Annotated in this window: 17 protein-coding genes and 1 pseudogene; 4 read left to right on the forward strand and 14 right to left on the reverse strand. The window is 70.2% G+C overall.

Annotated features, from left to right (window positions below):
* The first annotated feature begins 14 nt into the window (after nt 1–14).
* The 3 genes from OG589_RS27240 (at nt 15) to OG589_RS27250 (ending at nt 3,931) form a co-directional block, all read left to right on the forward strand.
* Complete coding sequence (locus OG589_RS27240; protein ID WP_405140622.1) at nt 15–884, forward strand: ABC transporter permease; 870 nt, start codon at nt 15–17, stop codon at nt 882–884.
* Nucleotides 881–1,957: an ABC transporter ATP-binding protein gene (locus OG589_RS27245; RefSeq protein WP_405140623.1), complete on the forward strand. Its 1,077-nt coding sequence runs from the start codon at nt 881–883 to the stop codon at nt 1,955–1,957. The genes OG589_RS27240 and OG589_RS27245 overlap by 4 nt, the downstream gene beginning before the upstream one ends.
* Before the next feature lie 69 nt (nt 1,958–2,026).
* Entirely contained in the window at nt 2,027–3,931 is a 1,905-nt protein-coding gene (locus OG589_RS27250) for a protein kinase domain-containing protein (RefSeq protein WP_405140624.1), read from the forward strand.
* A 24-nt stretch (nt 3,932–3,955) separates the two neighbouring features.
* On the opposite strand, the gene OG589_RS27255 is transcribed toward OG589_RS27250, so the two are convergent.
* From OG589_RS27255 to OG589_RS27295, 9 genes and pseudogenes are all read right to left on the reverse strand, one after another.
* Complete coding sequence (locus OG589_RS27255) at nt 3,956–5,302, reverse strand: MFS transporter (protein WP_405140625.1); 1,347 nt, start codon at nt 5,300–5,302, stop codon at nt 3,956–3,958.
* Between the two features lie 369 nt (nt 5,303–5,671).
* A complete protein-coding gene (locus OG589_RS27260) occupies nt 5,672–6,400 on the reverse strand; it encodes a Mut7-C RNAse domain-containing protein (protein WP_405140626.1) in 729 nt (242 codons plus the stop codon).
* A 70-nt stretch (nt 6,401–6,470) separates the two neighbouring features.
* On the reverse strand, nt 6,471–6,752 hold the full coding sequence (locus OG589_RS27265) for a hypothetical protein (protein WP_405140627.1): 282 nt from the start codon (nt 6,750–6,752) through the stop codon (nt 6,471–6,473).
* A gap of 210 nt (nt 6,753–6,962) precedes the next feature.
* Nucleotides 6,963–7,076 (reverse strand): annotated as a pseudogene (locus tag OG589_RS27270) (hypothetical protein); the annotation flags it as partial.
* A gap of 18 nt (nt 7,077–7,094) precedes the next feature.
* The gene (locus OG589_RS27275) at nt 7,095–7,370 is read right to left on the reverse strand and encodes a hypothetical protein (RefSeq protein WP_405140628.1); all 276 of its coding nucleotides are present in this window, start codon (nt 7,368–7,370) and stop codon (nt 7,095–7,097) included.
* Between the two features lie 13 nt (nt 7,371–7,383).
* Nucleotides 7,384–7,524 (reverse strand): Scr1 family TA system antitoxin-like transcriptional regulator, encoded by a 141-nt coding sequence (locus tag OG589_RS27280; RefSeq protein WP_405140629.1) that lies wholly within the window; start codon nt 7,522–7,524, stop codon nt 7,384–7,386.
* 151 nt (nt 7,525–7,675) lie between these two features.
* Nucleotides 7,676–8,077, reverse strand: a complete 402-nt coding sequence (locus tag OG589_RS27285) for a DNA-binding protein (RefSeq protein ID WP_405140630.1) — start codon at nt 8,075–8,077, stop codon at nt 7,676–7,678.
* Nucleotides 8,074–8,322, reverse strand: coding sequence for a hypothetical protein (locus tag OG589_RS27290; protein WP_405140631.1), 249 nt, complete (start codon nt 8,320–8,322; stop codon nt 8,074–8,076). The genes OG589_RS27285 and OG589_RS27290 overlap by 4 nt, the downstream gene beginning before the upstream one ends.
* 234 nt (nt 8,323–8,556) lie before the next feature.
* Complete coding sequence (locus OG589_RS27295; protein WP_405140632.1) at nt 8,557–11,022, reverse strand: GH1 family beta-glucosidase; 2,466 nt, start codon at nt 11,020–11,022, stop codon at nt 8,557–8,559.
* Nucleotides 11,023–11,222: 200 nt separating this feature from the next.
* On the opposite strand from OG589_RS27295, the gene OG589_RS27300 reads away from it, so the two are divergent.
* Nucleotides 11,223–12,185 (forward strand): quinone oxidoreductase family protein, encoded by a 963-nt coding sequence (locus OG589_RS27300; RefSeq protein ID WP_405140633.1) that lies wholly within the window; start codon nt 11,223–11,225, stop codon nt 12,183–12,185.
* A gap of 144 nt (nt 12,186–12,329) precedes the next feature.
* Here OG589_RS27300 and OG589_RS27305 read toward each other — a convergent pair whose 3' ends face one another.
* The 5 genes from OG589_RS27305 to OG589_RS27325 form a co-directional block, all read right to left on the reverse strand.
* Nucleotides 12,330–13,043, reverse strand: coding sequence for an SHOCT domain-containing protein (locus OG589_RS27305; protein WP_405140634.1), 714 nt, complete (start codon nt 13,041–13,043; stop codon nt 12,330–12,332).
* A gap of 174 nt (nt 13,044–13,217) precedes the next feature.
* Entirely contained in the window at nt 13,218–14,288 is a 1,071-nt protein-coding gene (locus OG589_RS27310) for a PucR family transcriptional regulator (RefSeq protein WP_405140635.1), read from the reverse strand.
* The gene (locus tag OG589_RS27315) at nt 14,288–15,088 is read right to left on the reverse strand and encodes an ABC transporter permease subunit (protein ID WP_405140636.1); all 801 of its coding nucleotides are present in this window, start codon (nt 15,086–15,088) and stop codon (nt 14,288–14,290) included. Before OG589_RS27315 ends, OG589_RS27310 begins: the two co-directional genes overlap by 1 nt.
* Entirely contained in the window at nt 15,069–15,974 is a 906-nt protein-coding gene (locus OG589_RS27320; RefSeq protein WP_405140637.1) for an ABC transporter ATP-binding protein, read from the reverse strand. Before OG589_RS27320 ends, OG589_RS27315 begins: the two co-directional genes overlap by 20 nt.
* Before the next feature lie 305 nt (nt 15,975–16,279).
* Nucleotides 16,280–17,593, reverse strand: a complete 1,314-nt coding sequence (locus OG589_RS27325) for a sensor histidine kinase (RefSeq protein WP_405140638.1) — start codon at nt 17,591–17,593, stop codon at nt 16,280–16,282.
* Nucleotides 17,594–17,747 lie beyond the last annotated feature (154 nt).

Consider the following 17,747-nt stretch of genomic DNA (forward strand, 5'->3'; position numbering starts at 1 on the left):
TACAGGAGCGCACGATGGCCGCGCTGACGCCCACGGTGCTCCCCGATGTCGGCGCGCCCGCCACCCCCGCCGGCCGTCCCCGGCGCGTACGCGTCTGGCGCGGCGTGGTGCTGGTGCTCGCCGCGGTGTACTTCCTGGCGCCCCTGCTGGCGTCGTTCGTCTTCACCGTCAACGACCCGGCCAAGGGCTTCACGCTCGACGCCTACCTGGAGATCTTCTCCGCGGAGGGCTTCGTCCAGAGCCTGCTGCTCTCGCTCGGGCTGGCCGTCGCGACGATCGTCGTCGTGCTGGCGCTCACGCTCCCGGCGATGCTGGCCGTGCGGCTCAGCGCGCCGAGGCTGCGGCCGGTGATGGAGGTGATCTGCACCCTGCCGCTGGTGGTGCCGCCCATCACGTTCGTGGCCGGCATCAGCACGGTGCTGCGCTGGGGGCCCGACTACCTCGCGACCACGCCGTTCTACCAGACGGTCATCGCCATCCAGAACCCGTCGTTCCCCGTGGTCCTGGTCATCGCCGACGTCGTGCTGGCGCTGCCGTTCGTCTATCGGGCACTGGACTCCGGGCTCGGCGCGATGGACGTCCGCACGCTGGTGGAGGCCGCCAGGAACTGCGGGGCGTCCTGGCCGCACGTGATGTTCCGGGTCGTCGTCCCCAACCTGAAGGCGGGCCTCGCGAGCGCGTCGTTCCTGACCCTCGCGCTCGTGCTCGGGGAGTACACCGTCGCGCGGCTGCTCGGCTTCCAGCCGTTCTCCGTGTGGATCGTCACGATCTCCGGTGCGAACGCCGCCATGTCGGTCGCCGTATCGATCTTCAGCCTGCTGCTCACCTGGCTGTTGCTGCTTGTCCTTTCCACCGCCGGCACCAGGCAAAGGAGTGGTTCGTGAACGGGGCTCGGGTGGAGTTCCGAGGGCTTCGCCGTACCTTCGGCACCGCCGTCGCCCTCGACGGCCTTGACCTGACCGTCGAGCCGGGCGAGCTGATCGCCCTGCTGGGCCCGTCGGGCTGCGGCAAGACCACCGCGCTGCGCTGCGTCGCGGGCTTCGAGACCCCCGACCAGGGCGCCGTGCTGGTCGACGGCGAGGACATCACGCGCGTCCCCGCCAACCGCCGCGACGCGGGGATGGTCTTCCAGTCCTACAGCCTCTTCCCCAACCTGAACGCCCGCGACAACGTGGCGTTCGGGCTGCGGGTGCGCAAGGCGCCCACGGCCAAGCGGCACGCCCGCGCGGCCGAGCTGCTCGAACTGGTCGGGCTGCCGTCCCACGGCGACCGCTACCCGCACCAGCTCTCCGGCGGCCAGCAGCAGCGGGTCGCGCTGGCCCGCGCGCTGGCGCTGGAGCCGCGCGTGCTGCTGCTGGACGAGCCGCTGTCCGCGCTCGACGCCAAGGTGCGGGTCTCGCTGCGCGAGGAGATCCGGCGGCTGCAGCTCTCGCTGGGCATCACCACGATCTTCGTGACCCACGACCAGGAGGAGGCGCTCTCGATCGCCGACCACGTCGCGGTGCTCAAGGAGGGCAGGCTGGAGCAGTCCGGGCCTCCCGCCGACATCTACGACCGTCCCGCGACGCCGTTCGTGGCCGAGTTCGTGGGCACCATGAACCACCTCCCCGGCCGGCTCAGCGGGGACGACGTCGAGGTCATCGGGCAGCGCCTGCCCGTGCACGGCCAACGGCCGGACACCGCCGACGTCGACGTGCTCGTGCGCCCCGAGACCGTGCTGGTCACCCCCGCTGAGGACGGGCAGGCGCTGGTCGTCACCTCGTCGTTCCGGGGTGCGTCCGTACGGCTGCGCCTGCGCCTCGACGACGGGACGGAGATCCTCGCCGACCTGCCGGGACACGACGCCGCCCGGCTCGCGCCCGGCGGCCGGGCCTCGGTGCGGCTCGTGGAGCGGCCGGTCCTCGTCGCCGAGCGCACGGCCCCGGTCCCCGCGGACATCCTGCCCGCGGCCGGGTAAGAGGGACCTCGGGCTTCGATCTCGATAGGGTGGCGCTCGCATACAGGTGTATAGCGGTAAGGCGACGTGGTGAACAACCTAAGTCCGAGCGAACCCTCTCAGATCGGCCACTACCGGCTGCTCGGCCGGCTGGGCCGCGGCGGGATGGGCACGGTCTATCTCGGCCAGGACCACACCGGGCAACGGGTCGCCATCAAGGTGATCAACGCGGAGTACAGCCAGCACGAGCAGTTCCGCGTCCGCTTCCGCCGCGAGGCCGAGTCCGCCCGCCGGGTCCGCCGCTTCTGCACGGCGGCGGTCCTGGACGCCGACCTCGACGGCGACCAGCTGTACGTCGTCACCGAGTACGTCGACGGCCCCAACCTGCACGAGGCCATCCAGTCCTCGGGGCCGCTGCGCGGCTCCAGCCTGGACGCGCTGGCCGTCGGCGTCGCCACCGCGCTGACCGCGATCCACAGCGCGGGCATCGTGCACCGCGACCTCAAACCGTCCAACGTCCTGCTCTCCCCGGTCGGCCCCCGGGTGATCGACTTCGGCATCGCCCGGGCGCTGGACACGCTCAGCGGGATCACCGGCACCGGCGAGCTCATGGGGACGCCCCGGTACATGGCGCCCGAGGTGCTCCGCGGCGACCCCGCCTCGCCGGCGTGCGACGTGTTCTCCTGGGGCTGCCTGGTGGCCTTCGCGGCCAGCGGGCGGGCTCCGTTCGGCGGGGAGTCGCTTCCCTCGATCGTCTACCAGGTGCTCAACACCGAGCCCTCGCTGGAGGGGATGGAGCCCGCCCTGCGGACGCTGGTGGCCGCGACGCTGGACAAGGACCCGCTGCGCAGGCCCACGGCCCAGCAGATCCTCGACCAGATGGTCGGCCGTACGACCCCGGAACGCGCCGAGCACTCGGTGGTCCAGGCGTGGCAGCGGTCCCCGACCCTCCAGGGACAGGCGCCGACGATTCCCGGCCCGGCCCCGGCGTACCAGAACCCGCCCTACCAGGGCCCGCCATCGACCCTCCCCGGACAGGCTCCGACGTACCAGGGACAGGCCCCCACATACCAGGGCCCGCCGCCGACCGTCCCCGGACAGGCCTCGGCCTACCAGGGACAGGCCCCCACATACCAGGCGCCGGCCTACCAGGGCCAGGTGCCGACCGGCGTGGGACAGGATCCGGCGCGGTACCAGCGGCCGGCGGACCCCGCGGCCCGCCGCAAGCGGCTCATCGGGCTCGGCGTGGCGGGAGTGGTCCTGGTCGCCGGGGCAGGGCTCGGCCTGCGCGCGCTGCTGGCGCCGTCCGGCCCGCCTGCCGACCTGAGCTCGCTCTACCGGGACGACTTCAACGAGAGCGGCACCGGCTGGGGCGGCAGCGAGTACACCGGCGCGCAGTACGGCATGTACGGATACGCGCCGGGCGGGTTCTACGCCGTCGACGTGAACGAAGAGGGCGCCGAGCGGATGGAAAAGGCTCCCCTTCCCTTCGTTCCCCGCCAGCCGGCGACCCCGAATCCGTCCGCGACCCCGACCCCGACGACGCCCGAGCAGTTGCTCCTCACGGTGACCACGACGATGAGGGACTTCAAGGGCACCGGGGAGTACGGGCTGTACTGCCGGGCCGACGAGGAGTACCGGCAGAGCCGGTACGAGTTCCTGCTCACCCAGGACGGTCAGGCGCGTATCCGGCGGGTCACGAAGGGCACGGGCGGCAACCTCACCGCGCCCGCGGCGGCCGACGTCTCCAAGGGCGCTCCCGCCAGGCTCCAGGCGGAGTGCGCCGCCACCACCGAAGGCGTGCGGCTCAGGATGTGGGTGAACGGCGAGCTGTTGCAGTCTTTCGTCGACAACTCAGGAAGCCCGCGGAGCCTCCCCAACGGCGACGTCGGTTTCCTCGCGCGGGTCCCCGAGAAGTCCGGGGCCTCCCTCAAGACGTCCTTCGACGACTTCACGGTGGAGGGTCCCGCCGACGCCGTCCCCAGGTCGAGCTGACGCCCCCTCTTTATGACCTCGCCTTTATGACCTCGCCTGGACCGCCGAGGGCGCGCGGTTGAGCTCGGCGGCGTGGGCGATCTCCTCCCTGATGACCTCGCGCCCCGGCCACCTGGTGACGGCGACCCCCATGAGGACCAGCCCGCACAGGGACCAGGTTCCGATCACGACCGCCACGGGGAACCTCTCCGCGAACGCCCCGGCGGCGAGCACCGCTCCCGCGTGCGTGAGCTGGATCCCCCCTTGCATGATCCCGAAGGCCCTGGCCCGGTAGGCGTTCGGAAGCATCTGGACGAACAGCCCGTTCAGCGGCACGAGCACCGTGTTGACCGCGCAGGCCGCGAGCAGCACCAGAAGGAGCACCACCCCGAACGGCGGCACGGCGAGCACCGGCACGAGCAGCAGCGGGCCCGCCACCAGGAGCGGCTTGAGCAGCTTGAGCCGCCGTTCCGGGCCCGTCACCCGCGTCACGCACGCCCCGATGACGGCCCCGATCGGGAGGGCCGCCATCAGCAGGCCGGTGATCTCGGAGCCGCCCCCGAACTCGGGCGCCCAGGCCGCCGCGAGACCCTCCGGGACGATGAGGATCGCCACCACGCTGAACACCACGAGGGCGGTCGGTCTCATCACCCGGTGCCCGAAGACCAGCCGCAGGCCGTCGCCGGTCTCCCTGAGCAGCGACCGCCGGCCGACCTGCTGGTTCACGGGCAGCGGCCTCGGCCGCACGCCGCGCCAGAGCAGCAGCGTCGAGGCGCCGAACGTGGCGGCGTTGACGAGCAGCGCGCTGTGCCCGTCGATGGCGGTCACCACGCCCCCCACCGCGTACCCGGCCACCTGCGCTGCCTGGCCCGCCATGTTCTGGAACGAGAGGCCGACCACGTACCTGTCCCCCGTCAGCAGCTGCGCCACCATCGCCGAGCGGGCCGCCTGGAACGGCGGCGTGAGGAGCGAGGCACCGAGCAGCAGCAGGAGCAGGGCGGGAAGCGGCATGCCGGGAAGGGCCATCATGCCCAGGATCAGCATCCGGGCCACGTCACAGATGATCATGACCCGCCGGTACGGGTAGCGCTCGGCGAGCGCGGCGAGCACCGGCCCCCCGGCGACCCAGGGCAGGTAGCTGATCGCGAAGCCGATGGCCGACAGGAGCACGGAACCGGTGTCGCGGAAGACCAGGAAGGTCACCGCCACCTTGGCGAAGTAGTCGCCCACCCACGACAGGACCGCCGCGCCGAACAGCGCACGGTACTCGGCGACCCCGAAAACCTCCCGGAACGTCGCCGGCCGATCGGCCACGGCGGCATCGCGCGTGTCCGTATCCCTCGGCTTCTTCGGCGCGGCCTCGCTCTCGACCTCTATCAGCTTCTCGCTCACCGGCGCTCAGTCCCTTATGCATCCAAGGTCGCAGGTGGCGTGGTCCAGCGTGGGAGCCCGTGTCACGCCTGCTTGACGGGCGTAGCCGCGTATAACATCAGGCCGATTTCTCCCATTTCGACATGTGGGGCTACAAATAGTCATGATTGCAGAACAGGGCGGCAAGCGAACCTTTTCGCCGACCGATAGGGGTACACCCCAACTGGCGGGCGCGGGCCCACGGCTCCAGCATTTAATCCCTCTATCGCCGCATACCTGGAAATAACCCAGCGGGTACCACCACATCCGGCTCGCGACCGCCGGCGCCACCTGGGAGCCCATCGCGGCCGGTAACGCCACACGCGAGCCCACGCCGAGGTCGCGGCAGTGCTACTTCGCCTGTGGAAGCGCGGCGGCGGCGACGATGCGCTCCGCCTCCTCGACGATCGCCTCCAGGTGGGCTCCGTGCGCACCGCGCCAGTAAACGTGATCACACACGAGGCACCGTGCGAACGTGTCATAGCTCCGGCGAGTGCCCGGCCGCAGACGGCCCTCCACCTCGTCCTTCTCCACCGGGGCCACCGGGCCGTTGCACGCCGGGCACCTGGTCCAGGGCGCGAGCGAGGGCGCGAAACGCTCCAGCACGTCGGTGAACTGCTCCTCCGGCCGCGCGCCCCTGACGTACGCGCCCAGCCAGAGGCTTCTCCGGCGCAGCAGGCCACGGTCCTGGGTGAGCAGCACCCGCCGCTCGGCGTTCGCCCGGACGATCAGAGCGTCGTCATCGAGATCGTTCTCGTAGGCGGTGTCGACCCCTACCAGCCGCAGCCGCCGCGCGAGCGTCCCAAGGTGCACGTCAAGGAGAAACCGCTGAGAGGGAACCACCTGCGGCCGCCGCACCGCGAGAACCCTCACGACCTCACCCGCTTCCGGCCGGTACGACGGCGTCACCTCCCGCCCGCCGACGACCAGACGCCCCACCTCCGGCAACGGCACCCCGAGCGACTCCACCACATGCCCCAGCGACGAAGTCCCGTCATGGCGCACCCACACCTCATCACACCGATGCCGCGCCGCCAGAAACCCCCACAAAGCCCCCTCAACCCGCAATCCCACCCCCACACCCTCAGCATGCCAGGTCAGTCGCTACCGCCTATGAGCCCCGGCTACCCCGACCGCAAACTACGGGTCGTCAGGAGAAGAGGTCCTCGATCACCACGGCGGTCGCGGCGCGCTGGATCCAGGCATCAAGCTGCGCCAGATCCTTGTGGGCGAGGATGCGACTCCGCGTTTCATCCGAAATCAGGACCCCTCGACCAGACAGGACGATGCAGAGCGCTTCCGCCTTTCCCTCGACCCTGCCCTCCGCCTTTCCCGCGGCGACGTATTTCTTCGCGAAGTCGCTCTGGTACTCGTAGGTTCCCGCATCCATCAATACCTCCATATGCATCCCAGCCACCTCGGGCGGCGTCATCAGCGGCAAATTAGGTAGAGCGAGCCCGCTGTGCGCGTGAACTCCGGATGGGAGTCGCCGCAGGTGCCTGGGCGGGGTCGACTGGGGAGGCCGGGCGGGAGAACGAGAACCGGCCGAAGGCGTCGGCTCTATTCGCCCCACCCGTCGCCCACTTGACCGGGGCACCCACTTGATGCCCACCCAAACCCCGCACCAGCACCGGAACGTGTGTCAGCCGCCCACAGCGCCAGGGGCGTCGAACTCGCCGTTCCTCACGCCATCAAGGAAGCAGTCCCACTTGAAGGCGGTGTAACGGATGACCTGAGCATCAGGCTTGCGACTGGGACGTACGGCAACAGACCGTCAGGAGAAGAGGTCCTCGATAACCACGGCGGTCACGGCCCGCTGGATCCAGGCATCGAGCTGTGCCAGATCCTCGCAAGCCAGAATACGGCTACGCGTTTCATCCGAGATCGAGATGCCGCGACCGGACAGAATTATGAAGATTGCACCAGCCCGACCCTCTGCTTTTCCCTCGGCGACGTATTTCTTCGCGAAGTCGCTCTGGTACTCGTAGGTTCCCACGGCCATCAATACCTCCATATGCTTTCGAGCCACTTCCGGAAGCGTCATCAGCACAAAATCAGCGAACTCATGATCGCATCTCCTCGGCGGCAGTCCGGATGAGGTGTAGGGACTCGCGTGGATCGAGGGCTATCGCTTGGAGGCGGCCGAACATCATCCTGAACCGTGAGATCTGATCCGGTCGCTGCATGTACAAGTTTCCGCCCATACGGAGGCGGGGCAAACGATCATCATCTTTCCAGGTGGAAAGGCATATAGGTAGGCGGAGCGTTGGGGGGTCGAAGGGGGCCGGTAGGCCCCCTGGGAGGCGCTGCCCGAGCCGAAGGCGAGGACTGCCAGGCGGGCGACTACGCTGCGTTTTAGAGACCGATGAGGCGTACGCGACCACCGCACAGCCTGGCCATGTCGTCGATGTCGGAGGTCACTATCGCAACCGGACCAGGCTGGCGCAGTGCCGTCTCTGCCACGGTTGCGTCGATCGCATACTTGTGGCCGTGCAAACCCGCGGCTTTGAGCAACTCCGCCGAGGCCTTCGCCGCGTCTTCGGTCACCGGCTCGACCTTGACCCGAGACAGCGTCCAACGCAACCGGGGCATGTTCACCCGGGGGTGGCTGACTTCAACGATGGTGTTGGCGCCGACGACGAGATCAGCCGCCGTCTCGTGGAACAGCTGCAACATCGCAAGGAACTTGCGGTCCTCGGCAATCCATGCAGACAAACCCTGAGAGTCCAGAACGACGGTCTCGAAGTGCTCGGTCACGCGACGTCCGTCCGCCCTGCGGGACGAGCGGCACCAAGGATCTTGGCTCGAGCCTCGGACAACTCCTCTTCCGTGAAGGCGCCGTGGGCCTCCTGATGGCGACGGAGATCCTCACCCAGGAGTTGGTGCCGGATCTGTCGCGCCACCGCCTCGGCGACGTAGCCGGAGACATTGTCGGTGAGCTTCCGGAGCTCGGCCACCTGCTCGGTGGGAAGGGTGACCGTGATACGCGTGGTACCGGACATGGGGCAAGCATACCGTGGTATGCGCCGCATGGCACGTCCGCACCCCGCTGAGCGGAGCACCGGGCCGCTACGTGGATTCCCGGGTTCGGCGGGGCCCGATTCGACCCACCCGTCACCCACTTGGGTGGGCACCCATCTGATGCCCACCCAAAAACCCCGCGCCGCGTAGGCACGTGTGTCAGCCGCCCACAGCGCCAGGCCGTCGAACTCCGTGAGATCTGATCCGGTCGAGACTCAGCTGGATTTACGGATGATGAGTTCGGTGGGGAGGATTGTGGCGGAGACGGGGCCGCCGTCGATGTGGCGGAGGAGGAGGCGGACCGCCGCCAGGGCCTGGTCCTCTCTGAGGCTGTTCACCGTGGTGAGCGGGGGGATGGTGTAGGAGGCGGCCTCGATGTCGTCGAAACCGACGACGGCGACGTCTTCGGGGACCTTGCGCCCTGTTTCGTGCAGCACGCTCAGGGCTCCGATCGCCATCAGGTCGTTGGCGGCGAAGACGGCGTCCAGCGACGGGTCGTCCTGGAGGAGTTGACGCATCGCGACCGCTCCCGACGCGCGGGTGAAGTCGCCGATCGCGACGATCGACCGGCGTCCGCCGTCGCGCAGGGTGTCCCGGTAGCCCTCCAGCCGCGACTGCGCCGCGACGCTGTCCAGCGGGCCGCAGATCATGGCGATGCGCCGCCGTCCCGTGCCGAGCAGGTGGGTGACCGCCGCTACGGCCCCGCCGACGTCGTCGCTGTCGATGTACGGCAGGGCCATGGGAACCGCCGGCCTGCCCAGCGACACGGTGGGGATGCCCGTACGGGCGAGCGCGCCGAGCAGCGGGTCGGCGCCGCGCGTGGAGACGACCACGACCCCGTCCACGTGCCCCGCCGCGACATACTGCTCCACCCGGAGCCGGCTGCGCGCGGAACCGGCGAGCATGAGCGTGACCTGCTTGCCCTGCTCCTCCAGCGCGTGGACGGCCGTCCGCACGACCGAGGAGAACAGCGGATCGTCTCCGGCACGGAAGCCGTCCACTGTCCCGGGGCGGGGGTCGGTCGGGGAGGCGGCACGGGAGGGCAGGGTGGGCGAGTCGAGGACCACCAGGCCGATCGTGTCCGTGCGCTGGGTGACGAGGCTGCGGGCGGCCGAGTTCGGCACGTAGCCGAGCTCGTTGACCGCGTGCATGACGGTCGCCCGGAACTCGTCGCTGACCGTGGCCTGCCCGTTGATCACCCGCGAGACGGTCGACCTGGACACCCCGGCCCGGGCCGCCACCTCTTCGAGCGTGGGGCGCCGGGTGCGTTCCCTCCACAGCCCGTTGCGCTGGATCACCTCGCGGTACCACCGCGCGCTGTCCTTGAGCAGGCGCCGCTGCGTCGTGAAGTCGACGTGCACGATGCCGAAGCGCTTGTTGTAGCCCTCGGCCCACTCGAAGTTGTCCAGTAGCGACCAGACGAGGTACCCCCGCAGGTCCGCCCCGGCCTCGATGGCGGCGTGCGCGGCCCGCAGGTGGCCCTCCAGGAAGGCGGTGCGGTCGGCGTCGTGCACGCGCTCGCCCGACACCACGTCGTCGAACGCGGCGCCGTTCTCCGTGACGAGCAGGCCGACCTCGGGGTAGTCACGCGCGAGCCGTACGAGGAGCTGGGAAAGGCCGGTCGGGACGATGGCCCAGCCGGTAGCGGTCGTCGGGGCGTACGCGCCGGTGAACTCGACGTCCTCGGTGCCGGGGTAGGCCGGGTTGGCCGGCTCGCCCGGCCCCGACCGTACGACGCATGGGGTGTAGTAGTTGATGCCGAGCAGGTCGATCGGCTGGTTGATGGTCGCGAGGTCACCGTCGTGGATGTGGCCGAGGCCGGCGTGGCGGTCGACGATCGACAGCACCTTGCCGGGGTACTCGCCGCGCAGCGCCGGGTCGAGGAACTGCCGGTTGATGAGGCAGTCCACCCGGTCCACCGCCTCGGCGTCCTCGGCGGACAGCGCGAGCTCCGGGTCGTTCACCTGGGCGGGGGTGACCACGGGGACGAGGTTCAGCGTGAGGGCGATCTCCCGCGCGCCCGCGCCGCGCAGCGTCTGGACGCCCAGCCCGTGGGCGAGGAGCAGGTGGTGGGCCGCGCGGAAGGCGTCCGCCGGCGACGTACGGCCCGGAGCGTGCACGCCGATGCCGTATCCGAGGAAGGCCTGCACCCAGGGCTCGTTGATGGTCATCCACGTGCCGACCCGGTCGCCGAGCCGGTCGTGCACCATCTGGGTGAAGTCGGCGAACCGGTAGGCGGTGTCGCGGTTTGTCCAGCCGCCCGCCTCCTCCAGCGCCTGCGGTAGGTCCCAGTGGTAGAGCGTCACGTACGGGGCGATGTCGGCCGCGAGCAGCTCGTCCACCAGCCGCTCGTAGAAGTCGAGACCCGCGGCGTTGGCGGGGCCGGAGCCACCGGGCTGGACGCGCGGCCAGGCCACCGAGAACCGGTAGACCTCCAGCCCGAGCTCCTTCATCATCCGCACGTCGCCCGGGTACCGGTGGTAGTGGTCGCAGGCCGTGTCACCGGTGTGCCCCTCGAAGACCGCTCCGGGGGTGCGGGTGAAGGTGTCCCAGATGGACGCGCCCCGGCCGTCCTCCGCCGCGGCGCCCTCCACCTGGTAGGCGGCGGTGGCGGCTCCCCAGATGAAGCCGTCGGGAAAGGTCAGCGTCTGCCCCCGAGTCGCGATGGTCGTCGCAGTCATCCTTCGACAGCTCCCGTCTTTTCTTCTGCTGGCCGAAACTTCTGTTGTGGCCGGAACACGCCTGTCCGGCGGAGGTTCCCCCCGACAATCCTGGCCCCGCGGGCATGGTCCCGCAAAGGTGGCCCGGAGGGAACAAGGCATAGGGCACCTGGGGTTGGGCACGAGCAAGGCACCGTCTGCTCGCGAAGGAGTCCAGCGTCATGCATGCCATCGTCGTCTCCAGCCCTGGTGGGTCGTCCGCGCTCGAGTACACCGAGGTGCCCGATCCCGTGCCAGGGCCCGATGACGTGCTGGTCGACGTGGCGGCGAGCGGCGTCAACTTCATCGACGTCTACCACCGCGAGGGCCGTTACCCGCTCCAGGCTCCGTTCGGCGTCGGGTCCGAGGGCGCGGGCACCGTGGCGGCGGTGGGGGCGAACGTCACGGATGTCGCGGTCGGCGACCGGGTGGGCTGGCAGGGGGTGCTGGGCAGCTACGCGGAGAAGGTCGCCGTCCCCGCCGCCCGGGCGATCCCGCTTCCTGATGATCTGTCCTTCGAGCTGGCGGCGGCCGTGATCCTCCAGGGGCTCACCGCCCACTACCTCACTCACTCGACGTACGCCGTGCAGACCGGGGACGACGTGCTCGTCCACGCGGCGGCGGGCGGCATGGGGCTGCTCCTCACCCAGATGGTCAAGCTCCGGGGAGGCCGGGTGATCGGCACGGTCTCGACCGAGGAGAAGGCCAAGCTGGCCAGGGAGGCCGGCGCCGACGACGTGATCCCGTACGAGGGTTCCGCCGAGGCGGTGCGCGAGCTGACCGGCGACCAGGGCGTGCACGTCGTCTACGACGGCGTCGGCGCGGCGACCTTCGAGGGGAGCCTGGCCTCACTGCGGCCGCGCGGCATGCTGGCCCTGTACGGGGCGGCGAGCGGCCCGGTGCCGCCGTTCGACCCGCAGCGGCTGAACCAGGGCGGCTCGCTGTTCCTGACCAGGCCCACCCTCGCCCACTACGCCGCCACGCGCGAGGAACTGCTCGGGCGGGCGCGGGACGTGCTCGGCTGGGTCGCCTCCGGCGCCCTCAAGGTCCACATCTCGAACAAGTACCCCCTGGCCGACGCGGGCAAGGCCCATGACGACCTCGAAGGCCGCCGTACGACGGGCAAGCTCCTGCTGATCCCCTGAGGTCAGCCGGACGTCGCGAGATCGAAGATGAGAACGCCCAGGTAGACGCCCCCGGCGATCGCGATCAGGCTGAGCGCGATCGCCCAGGCGCGCAGCGCGGTCTCGTTGTTCATCGTGCTCCCTTGGCAAGGACCGGCTCGGGGGTCACCGGGAGCCGTTCAGCAGGCGGGCCTTGGCGGCGGCGTACTCGTCGTCGTCGAGCCTGCCGGTCTCGTGCAGTACCGCCAGCCGTTCGAGCTGGCCGACCAGGTCGCCGGAGCCGTCGCCCGTCATGGCGTCCTGCGGGGTCAGCTCGACGAAGCGCGGCCCGGCGGGCGCCAGGTGTACGGGTGCGTCCCTCGGCCGGTCGCCGGCACCGAACGGGTCGCCCGCACCGGGCAGGTCGTCCTGGACGCGCCGGTCGTCGCCGGGCCGGCCGTTCTCTCCGGGCAGCACGACCGAGGTCGTCCACCGCACCCCTCCCTTGGGAGGCGTGGGCGCGCGCTTCGGCGACGGTCCCCAGAACAGCATGCGCAACCCGTCCCGGTTGAGCATGAAGAAGAGCGGCACGCCGCCCATGAACGCGAAGACCACGGCGCAGATCAGGAAGGCGACCTCGACGCCGGGCCCTTCGAGCGAGGAATCCAGGAAGTTCCAGCCGAGGCTGAGGAACAGCGCGGGCCAGGCCAGCGGGATCAGCCGGGGGCCCACCGGGAGGAGGCTGACGGCGTAGATCCCCACCGCCGCGAGCCCGCCGACGATGGACACCGGCATGATCCACCCGATCGCGTCCGGACACGGCGTGGCCACCACGTACGGCCCACCTGAGGCGCAGCTCCCTCCGATGTCCATGAGAAGGCGGGAACTCAGGAAGAGCATGGTCAGGCAGCATGTGACGCCGCCCAACCCCACAAGGGTCCCGATAGACCTGCGGACCAGGCGGAGGGGGGTGATCACGCTCCGTATGGTAGGCCACGCTTCCCATTCCCGGACAGAGCTTACAAAGCCGGTAAACCACTGTCATCTCCTACGTACCGCCGCGGCGCGGGACGTCTAGGAACCGGTGTCCTGCGGCCAGCCGAGGAGGCGGGCTCCGAGGACGGCGGTCTCCAGCGTGAAGCGCTGGGTCGGGTCGTCAGGAGAGAAGCCGGTGAGCCGCCGGATGCGCTCCAGGCGGTAGGTGACCGCCCGGGTGCTGATGCCGAGCCTGCGGGCGGCGGCGGTCTGGTTGCCCTGGGCGCCGAAGACCGCGTCCAGCGTCTCCAGCAGGGGCTCGGGGCCGCCGCGCGCGTGCAGCAGCGGGTTCAGCACGGTCGCGACGAGGTCCTCGATGGCGTCGCGGTCGCGCAGCAGTACCGGGAAGACCAGCAGGTCGGCCGCCTTGAGGACCTGGGGCCGCAGGCCGAGCCTCTCCCCCAGCCCGATCGCGTCGCTCGCCTCGCGAAAGGACGTCACCACGCCTCCCGGGCCGCGGTGCGGACGGCCGATGCCCACCCGCCAGCCGGCGTCGAGGCTCCCGCGCACGTGGTGGGTGAACTCGCCGGTGGCCGCCGTCAGGGTGGCGGGCGCCACGCAGACCAGCAGCCCGTCGCGGGCCGCGATCAGGACGTTGTGCGAGCCGAACCGGGCGATGAGCGCCTGCTCGATCCGGCGGATGAGCGGGTCGCCGTCCGCGATCGGCTTGACGTCCCTGGCCACGGCCACCACGTACGCCTCGGCCAGCCGGAGCCCGAAGTGCTCGGCACGCTCGGCCAGCCGGTCCGCCCGTCCCTGCAGCAGGTCGCCGATGAACTCCCGCCGGGCCTCGTCCTCCTGCCGGATCGCCTGGAGCTGCGCTTCCTCGTACCCGTCGAAGTACGCCGCCACGGCCCGGCGTACCGCTCCGAGGACGGGGGCGTCGGCGGGGCGGGAGGTGAGCTCCCAGGCGAGCAGGCACGCGTCGGTGAGCGAGCGCATCGGCACGCCGCGCTCGGCGGCGGCCGTCCCGAGCGCGCGCAGCCCCTCTATGGCGTCACGGCCGGGTAAGCGGCCCGTGGAGGAGGCGGCCGTGAGCACCGAGAGGTACCCGCCGAGCAGGTCGGCGGGCACCCCGGTGGCCTCGCTCACGTGAGCGAGAACGTCCATCAGACTCCTACGTCACGCCGGTCGAAGGAGAGCACCGAGGTCAGCACCAGCACGGCGGTCGCGGCGAGCAGCACCAGGTAGTCGCCCACCGGGAAGCCGTTGACCAGCGGATTCCCCTCACTGTAGTAGTGGAACGGCGAGAGCCGGCTCAGCCATCTCATCGCCTCGACGTCGGCGGCCAGCGCGTTCACCACGTACCCCGCCACCGCGTACGCGCCCGCGACCGACATGGCGAGGGCCTTGCGGCCGGTCGCCGCGCCCACGGCCACCGCGAGCGCCCCGAAGAGCAGGACCAGCAGGTACAGGCCGGTGTGCGCCGCGAGGATCCTTCCGAAGGGCACCCCGAGGTCCACCGCCGACCCGAGGACGACGATCACGGCGAGCGAGGCGATCGCGACGCCGAGCAGCCCGATGGCCAGCGCGGCGAAGCGCTCCAGCACGAGCCGCTTGCGGTCCAGCGGCAGTGTGAGGGTCAGCTCCAGCGTGCCGGACTCCTCGGGTGCCGCGATGGCCTTGTTGCCGAGGATCACCGCGCACATGATGAAGAGCAGGGGTACCAACAGCTGGTAGACGACGGCCTGGAGGAAGCCGACGCCGCTGGTGATGTTCTCCAGCCCGCCCATCAGCTTCCGCACGCTGTCGGGGTACTTCGCGATCGCCGCCTGGCTGTAGAAGTCGGGGTTCGCGTGCATCTGGGGGAAGAAAGAGGTGTACAACCCCACGAAGACGCAGATGCCGACCGCCCAGCCGATGATCGCGCGACGGTAGTCGCGCAGGGTCTTACGCACCAACGTGGGCATGGTGCACGTCCTCGCTGTAGTAGGTGAGGAAGATCTCTTCCAGGTCGGGTTCCGCGCTGACCATGTGGACGACGGTGAACCGCGCCGCCGCCTTGATCAGCGCGTCGGGACGGCCGTCGATGGTGCAGCTCACGCTCGCGCCCGTGACCTTGAGGTCACGCACTCCCGGCAGGTCACGGAACGCCTCCTCGGGCACCGGGGCGTCGAAGTGGAACTCCACCCGGCGCACGGCCTTCTCGCGCAGCGCGGCGACGTCCTCCACGGCGACGAGCCTGCCGCCCCTGACGATGCCCACCCGGTCGGAGACGTGCTCGACCTCCGCGAGGACGTGGGACGACATGAGCACCGTACGCCCCGCCGTGCGGACCTCGCGGACCATCGAGAGGAACTCCTGCTGGACGAGGGGGTCGAGACCGCTGGTCGGCTCGTCGAGGATCAGGAACTCGGGCTCGTGCATGAACGCCTGGATCAGGCCGACCTTCTGCTTGTTGCCCTTGGAGAGCTGGCCCATCCGCACGGAGATGTCGGCCTCCAGCCGCTCGGCCAGCACGTCGATGCTTCCCTTGGGCACGCCGCCCCGCACTCCCGCCAGGAAGTGGAGGTATTCGCTCGCCTTCTCCCGGCCTTCGAGGGCCAGCTCGCCGGGGAGGTAGCCGATGCGGCTCCGGACGGACGCGTCACGGGGGTCGGCGCCGAGCACGCGGACGGCGCCGCGCGTGGGACGGATCACGTCGAGGAGCAGGCGGATCGTCGTCGTCTTGCCGGCGCCGTTCGGGCCGAGGTACCCGAACACCTCGCCGGGACGGATCTCCAGGGTGAGATCCTCCAGCCCCCGGCGCTTACCGTAGAACTTGGTCAGCCCCTCGGTTTCCACCACTGCTGTCATGCGTCGAATCCTGGCGCCGCTGCCCGGTGCCCCGGTAGGACCGGACATGGACAGTTGGGCACCCCTTCGTTTCCCGGAACCGGCAACGTCCGGGCAAAGGAAGCTCTACCGACGTACGCCGGCAGGGACGCGGCGGCTCTGACGGCTCGGCCGGGTCATGGACCGGGCGGTTCGTCGACGGCTGGTCATGGACCGGGCGGTTCGTCGACGGCTGGTCATGGACCGGGTGGTTCGTTGACGGCTGGTCATGGACCGGGTGGTTCGTTGACGGCTGGTCATGGACCGGGTGATTTGTCGACGGCTGGTCATGGGCCGGGTGGTTCGTTGACGGCGGGCAGCCGGAGGACGAACCTGGCGCCTTTGGGCGAGTCCTCGATCCGGAGGGTTCCGTGGTGGCTGCCGGCGGTCTCGCGGCAGATGGCGAGGCCGAGCCCGCTGCCGTTGGGATCGCGGCGCCGGCCGTCCTTGAGTCTGATGAAGGGTTCGAAGACCCGTTCACGATCTTCCGGTGCGATGCCGTCGCCGTCGTCGGTCACGGTGACCACGGCCTGGCCGTCGGAGTGGTCGACGGTGACCTCGACCTCGGTGGCGGCGTGCCGCTGCGCGTTGACCAGCAGGTTGCTCAGGAGCCCGGTCAGGTGCAGCGGGTTGCCGATGACCTGCACGTCGTGGTTGACGTAGGCGCGCACCGGCACGCCCCTGACGCGGGCCGCCACCTCCTGCCGCACCAGCGCGCCGAGGTCGACGCGCTCGTGCGGCGCGGGCACGGCGGTCCTGATGTGGGCGTAGGTGAGCACCTCGTTGATGATCGCCTCGCACCGCTCGGTGGTCGCGAGCGCGGTCTGGATGGTGCTGCGCGGATCCGCCTCCCCCGGGTACAGCAGCGCCTCCTCCAGCTGGGCGCGCAGGCCGGCGATCGGGGACCTGAGCTCGTGGGTGACCAGGGAGGCGAACTGGCGTAGCTGCCGCACAGCCGTTTCGAGCTGGGCGAGGGTCTGGTTGGAGGCGCGGGCGAGTTGGGCGATCTCGTCCCTGCCGGGGGGCTGGGGCACCCGCAGGCTCAGGTCGGTCACCGTGATCTCGGAGGTCTTCTCGCGGATGGCCTTGATGGGACGCAGCGTCCGGCCCACGACGATCCAGGTCGTCCACGCCGCGAGGACCGTGGCCAGCAGGGCGCCGGCGGCGGCGGTGAGCTCCAGGTGGTGCTCCGCCAGGATGCGCGGCTGAGATGTCCCCGCGTAGACGATGTGGGTCTCCCCGCCCCAGATCTGGCGGGCGACCTGGGGAGGGACGCGGACCGCGGTGAGCATGACGCACCCGTCGTACGCGGAGCATTCGACGCGGTTGAGGATCCGGTCGTCGACGGCGGGCCGTACCGAGCTCAGAGGCGGCCTGCCCGCCAGTGGCGCGCTGGCTTCCACGACCCGGCCCTGGGAGTCGACGAGCTGGAGAAGGTTCACGTAGCCCGTGGGGGTCGGCTGGATACTGCCGGGCCGCAGCGACGCGATCCAGTCGGTGGCCACGCGCTCCGTCTCCATGAAGGTGGTGGCCTCGATCCTGAGCCGGACCGTGTAGTCGATGCCGAACGCGATCAGCGCGAAGGTGATCAGAAACAGCACGGCCGTAGTGACCGTGTAGCGGGCCCGTATCGAGGACGGTCTGAGCCTTCCTGTCATGATCCCCCCCAAATGATCTCATTTGCGGTGAAGGCGCAGGTCAAGCTATCTATTCAACCTATCCGCTAGACAAAGCCAGGCATAAGGCGGACCCCTG

It is taken from the genome of Sphaerisporangium sp. NBC_01403, assembly GCF_045040145.1.
Classification (GTDB): domain Bacteria; phylum Actinomycetota; class Actinomycetes; order Streptosporangiales; family Streptosporangiaceae; genus Sphaerisporangium; species Sphaerisporangium viridialbum.

Excerpts from the sequence above, each read along its gene's own strand:
- OG589_RS27320 (WP_405140637.1), bottom strand. The coding sequence starts at position 15,974 with ATGACAGCAGTGGTGGAAACCGAGGGGCTGACCAAGTTCTACGGTAAG.
- OG589_RS27240 (WP_405140622.1), top strand. The coding sequence starts at position 15 with ATGGCCGCGCTGACGCCCACGGTGCTCCCCGATGTCGGCGCGCCCGCC.
- OG589_RS27265 (WP_405140627.1), bottom strand. The coding sequence starts at position 6,752 with ATGACGCCGCCCGAGGTGGCTGGGATGCATATGGAGGTATTGATGGAT.
- OG589_RS27280 (WP_405140629.1), bottom strand. The coding sequence starts at position 7,524 with ATGGGCGGAAACTTGTACATGCAGCGACCGGATCAGATCTCACGGTTC.
- OG589_RS27295 (WP_405140632.1), bottom strand. The coding sequence starts at position 11,022 with ATGACTGCGACGACCATCGCGACTCGGGGGCAGACGCTGACCTTTCCC.
- OG589_RS27315 (WP_405140636.1), bottom strand. The coding sequence starts at position 15,088 with ATGCCCACGTTGGTGCGTAAGACCCTGCGCGACTACCGTCGCGCGATC.
- OG589_RS27305 (WP_405140634.1), bottom strand. The coding sequence starts at position 13,043 with ATGCTCTTCCTGAGTTCCCGCCTTCTCATGGACATCGGAGGGAGCTGC.
- OG589_RS27310 (WP_405140635.1), bottom strand. The coding sequence starts at position 14,288 with ATGGACGTTCTCGCTCACGTGAGCGAGGCCACCGGGGTGCCCGCCGAC.
- OG589_RS27300 (WP_405140633.1), top strand. The coding sequence starts at position 11,223 with ATGCATGCCATCGTCGTCTCCAGCCCTGGTGGGTCGTCCGCGCTCGAG.
- OG589_RS27290 (WP_405140631.1), bottom strand. The coding sequence starts at position 8,322 with ATGTCCGGTACCACGCGTATCACGGTCACCCTTCCCACCGAGCAGGTG.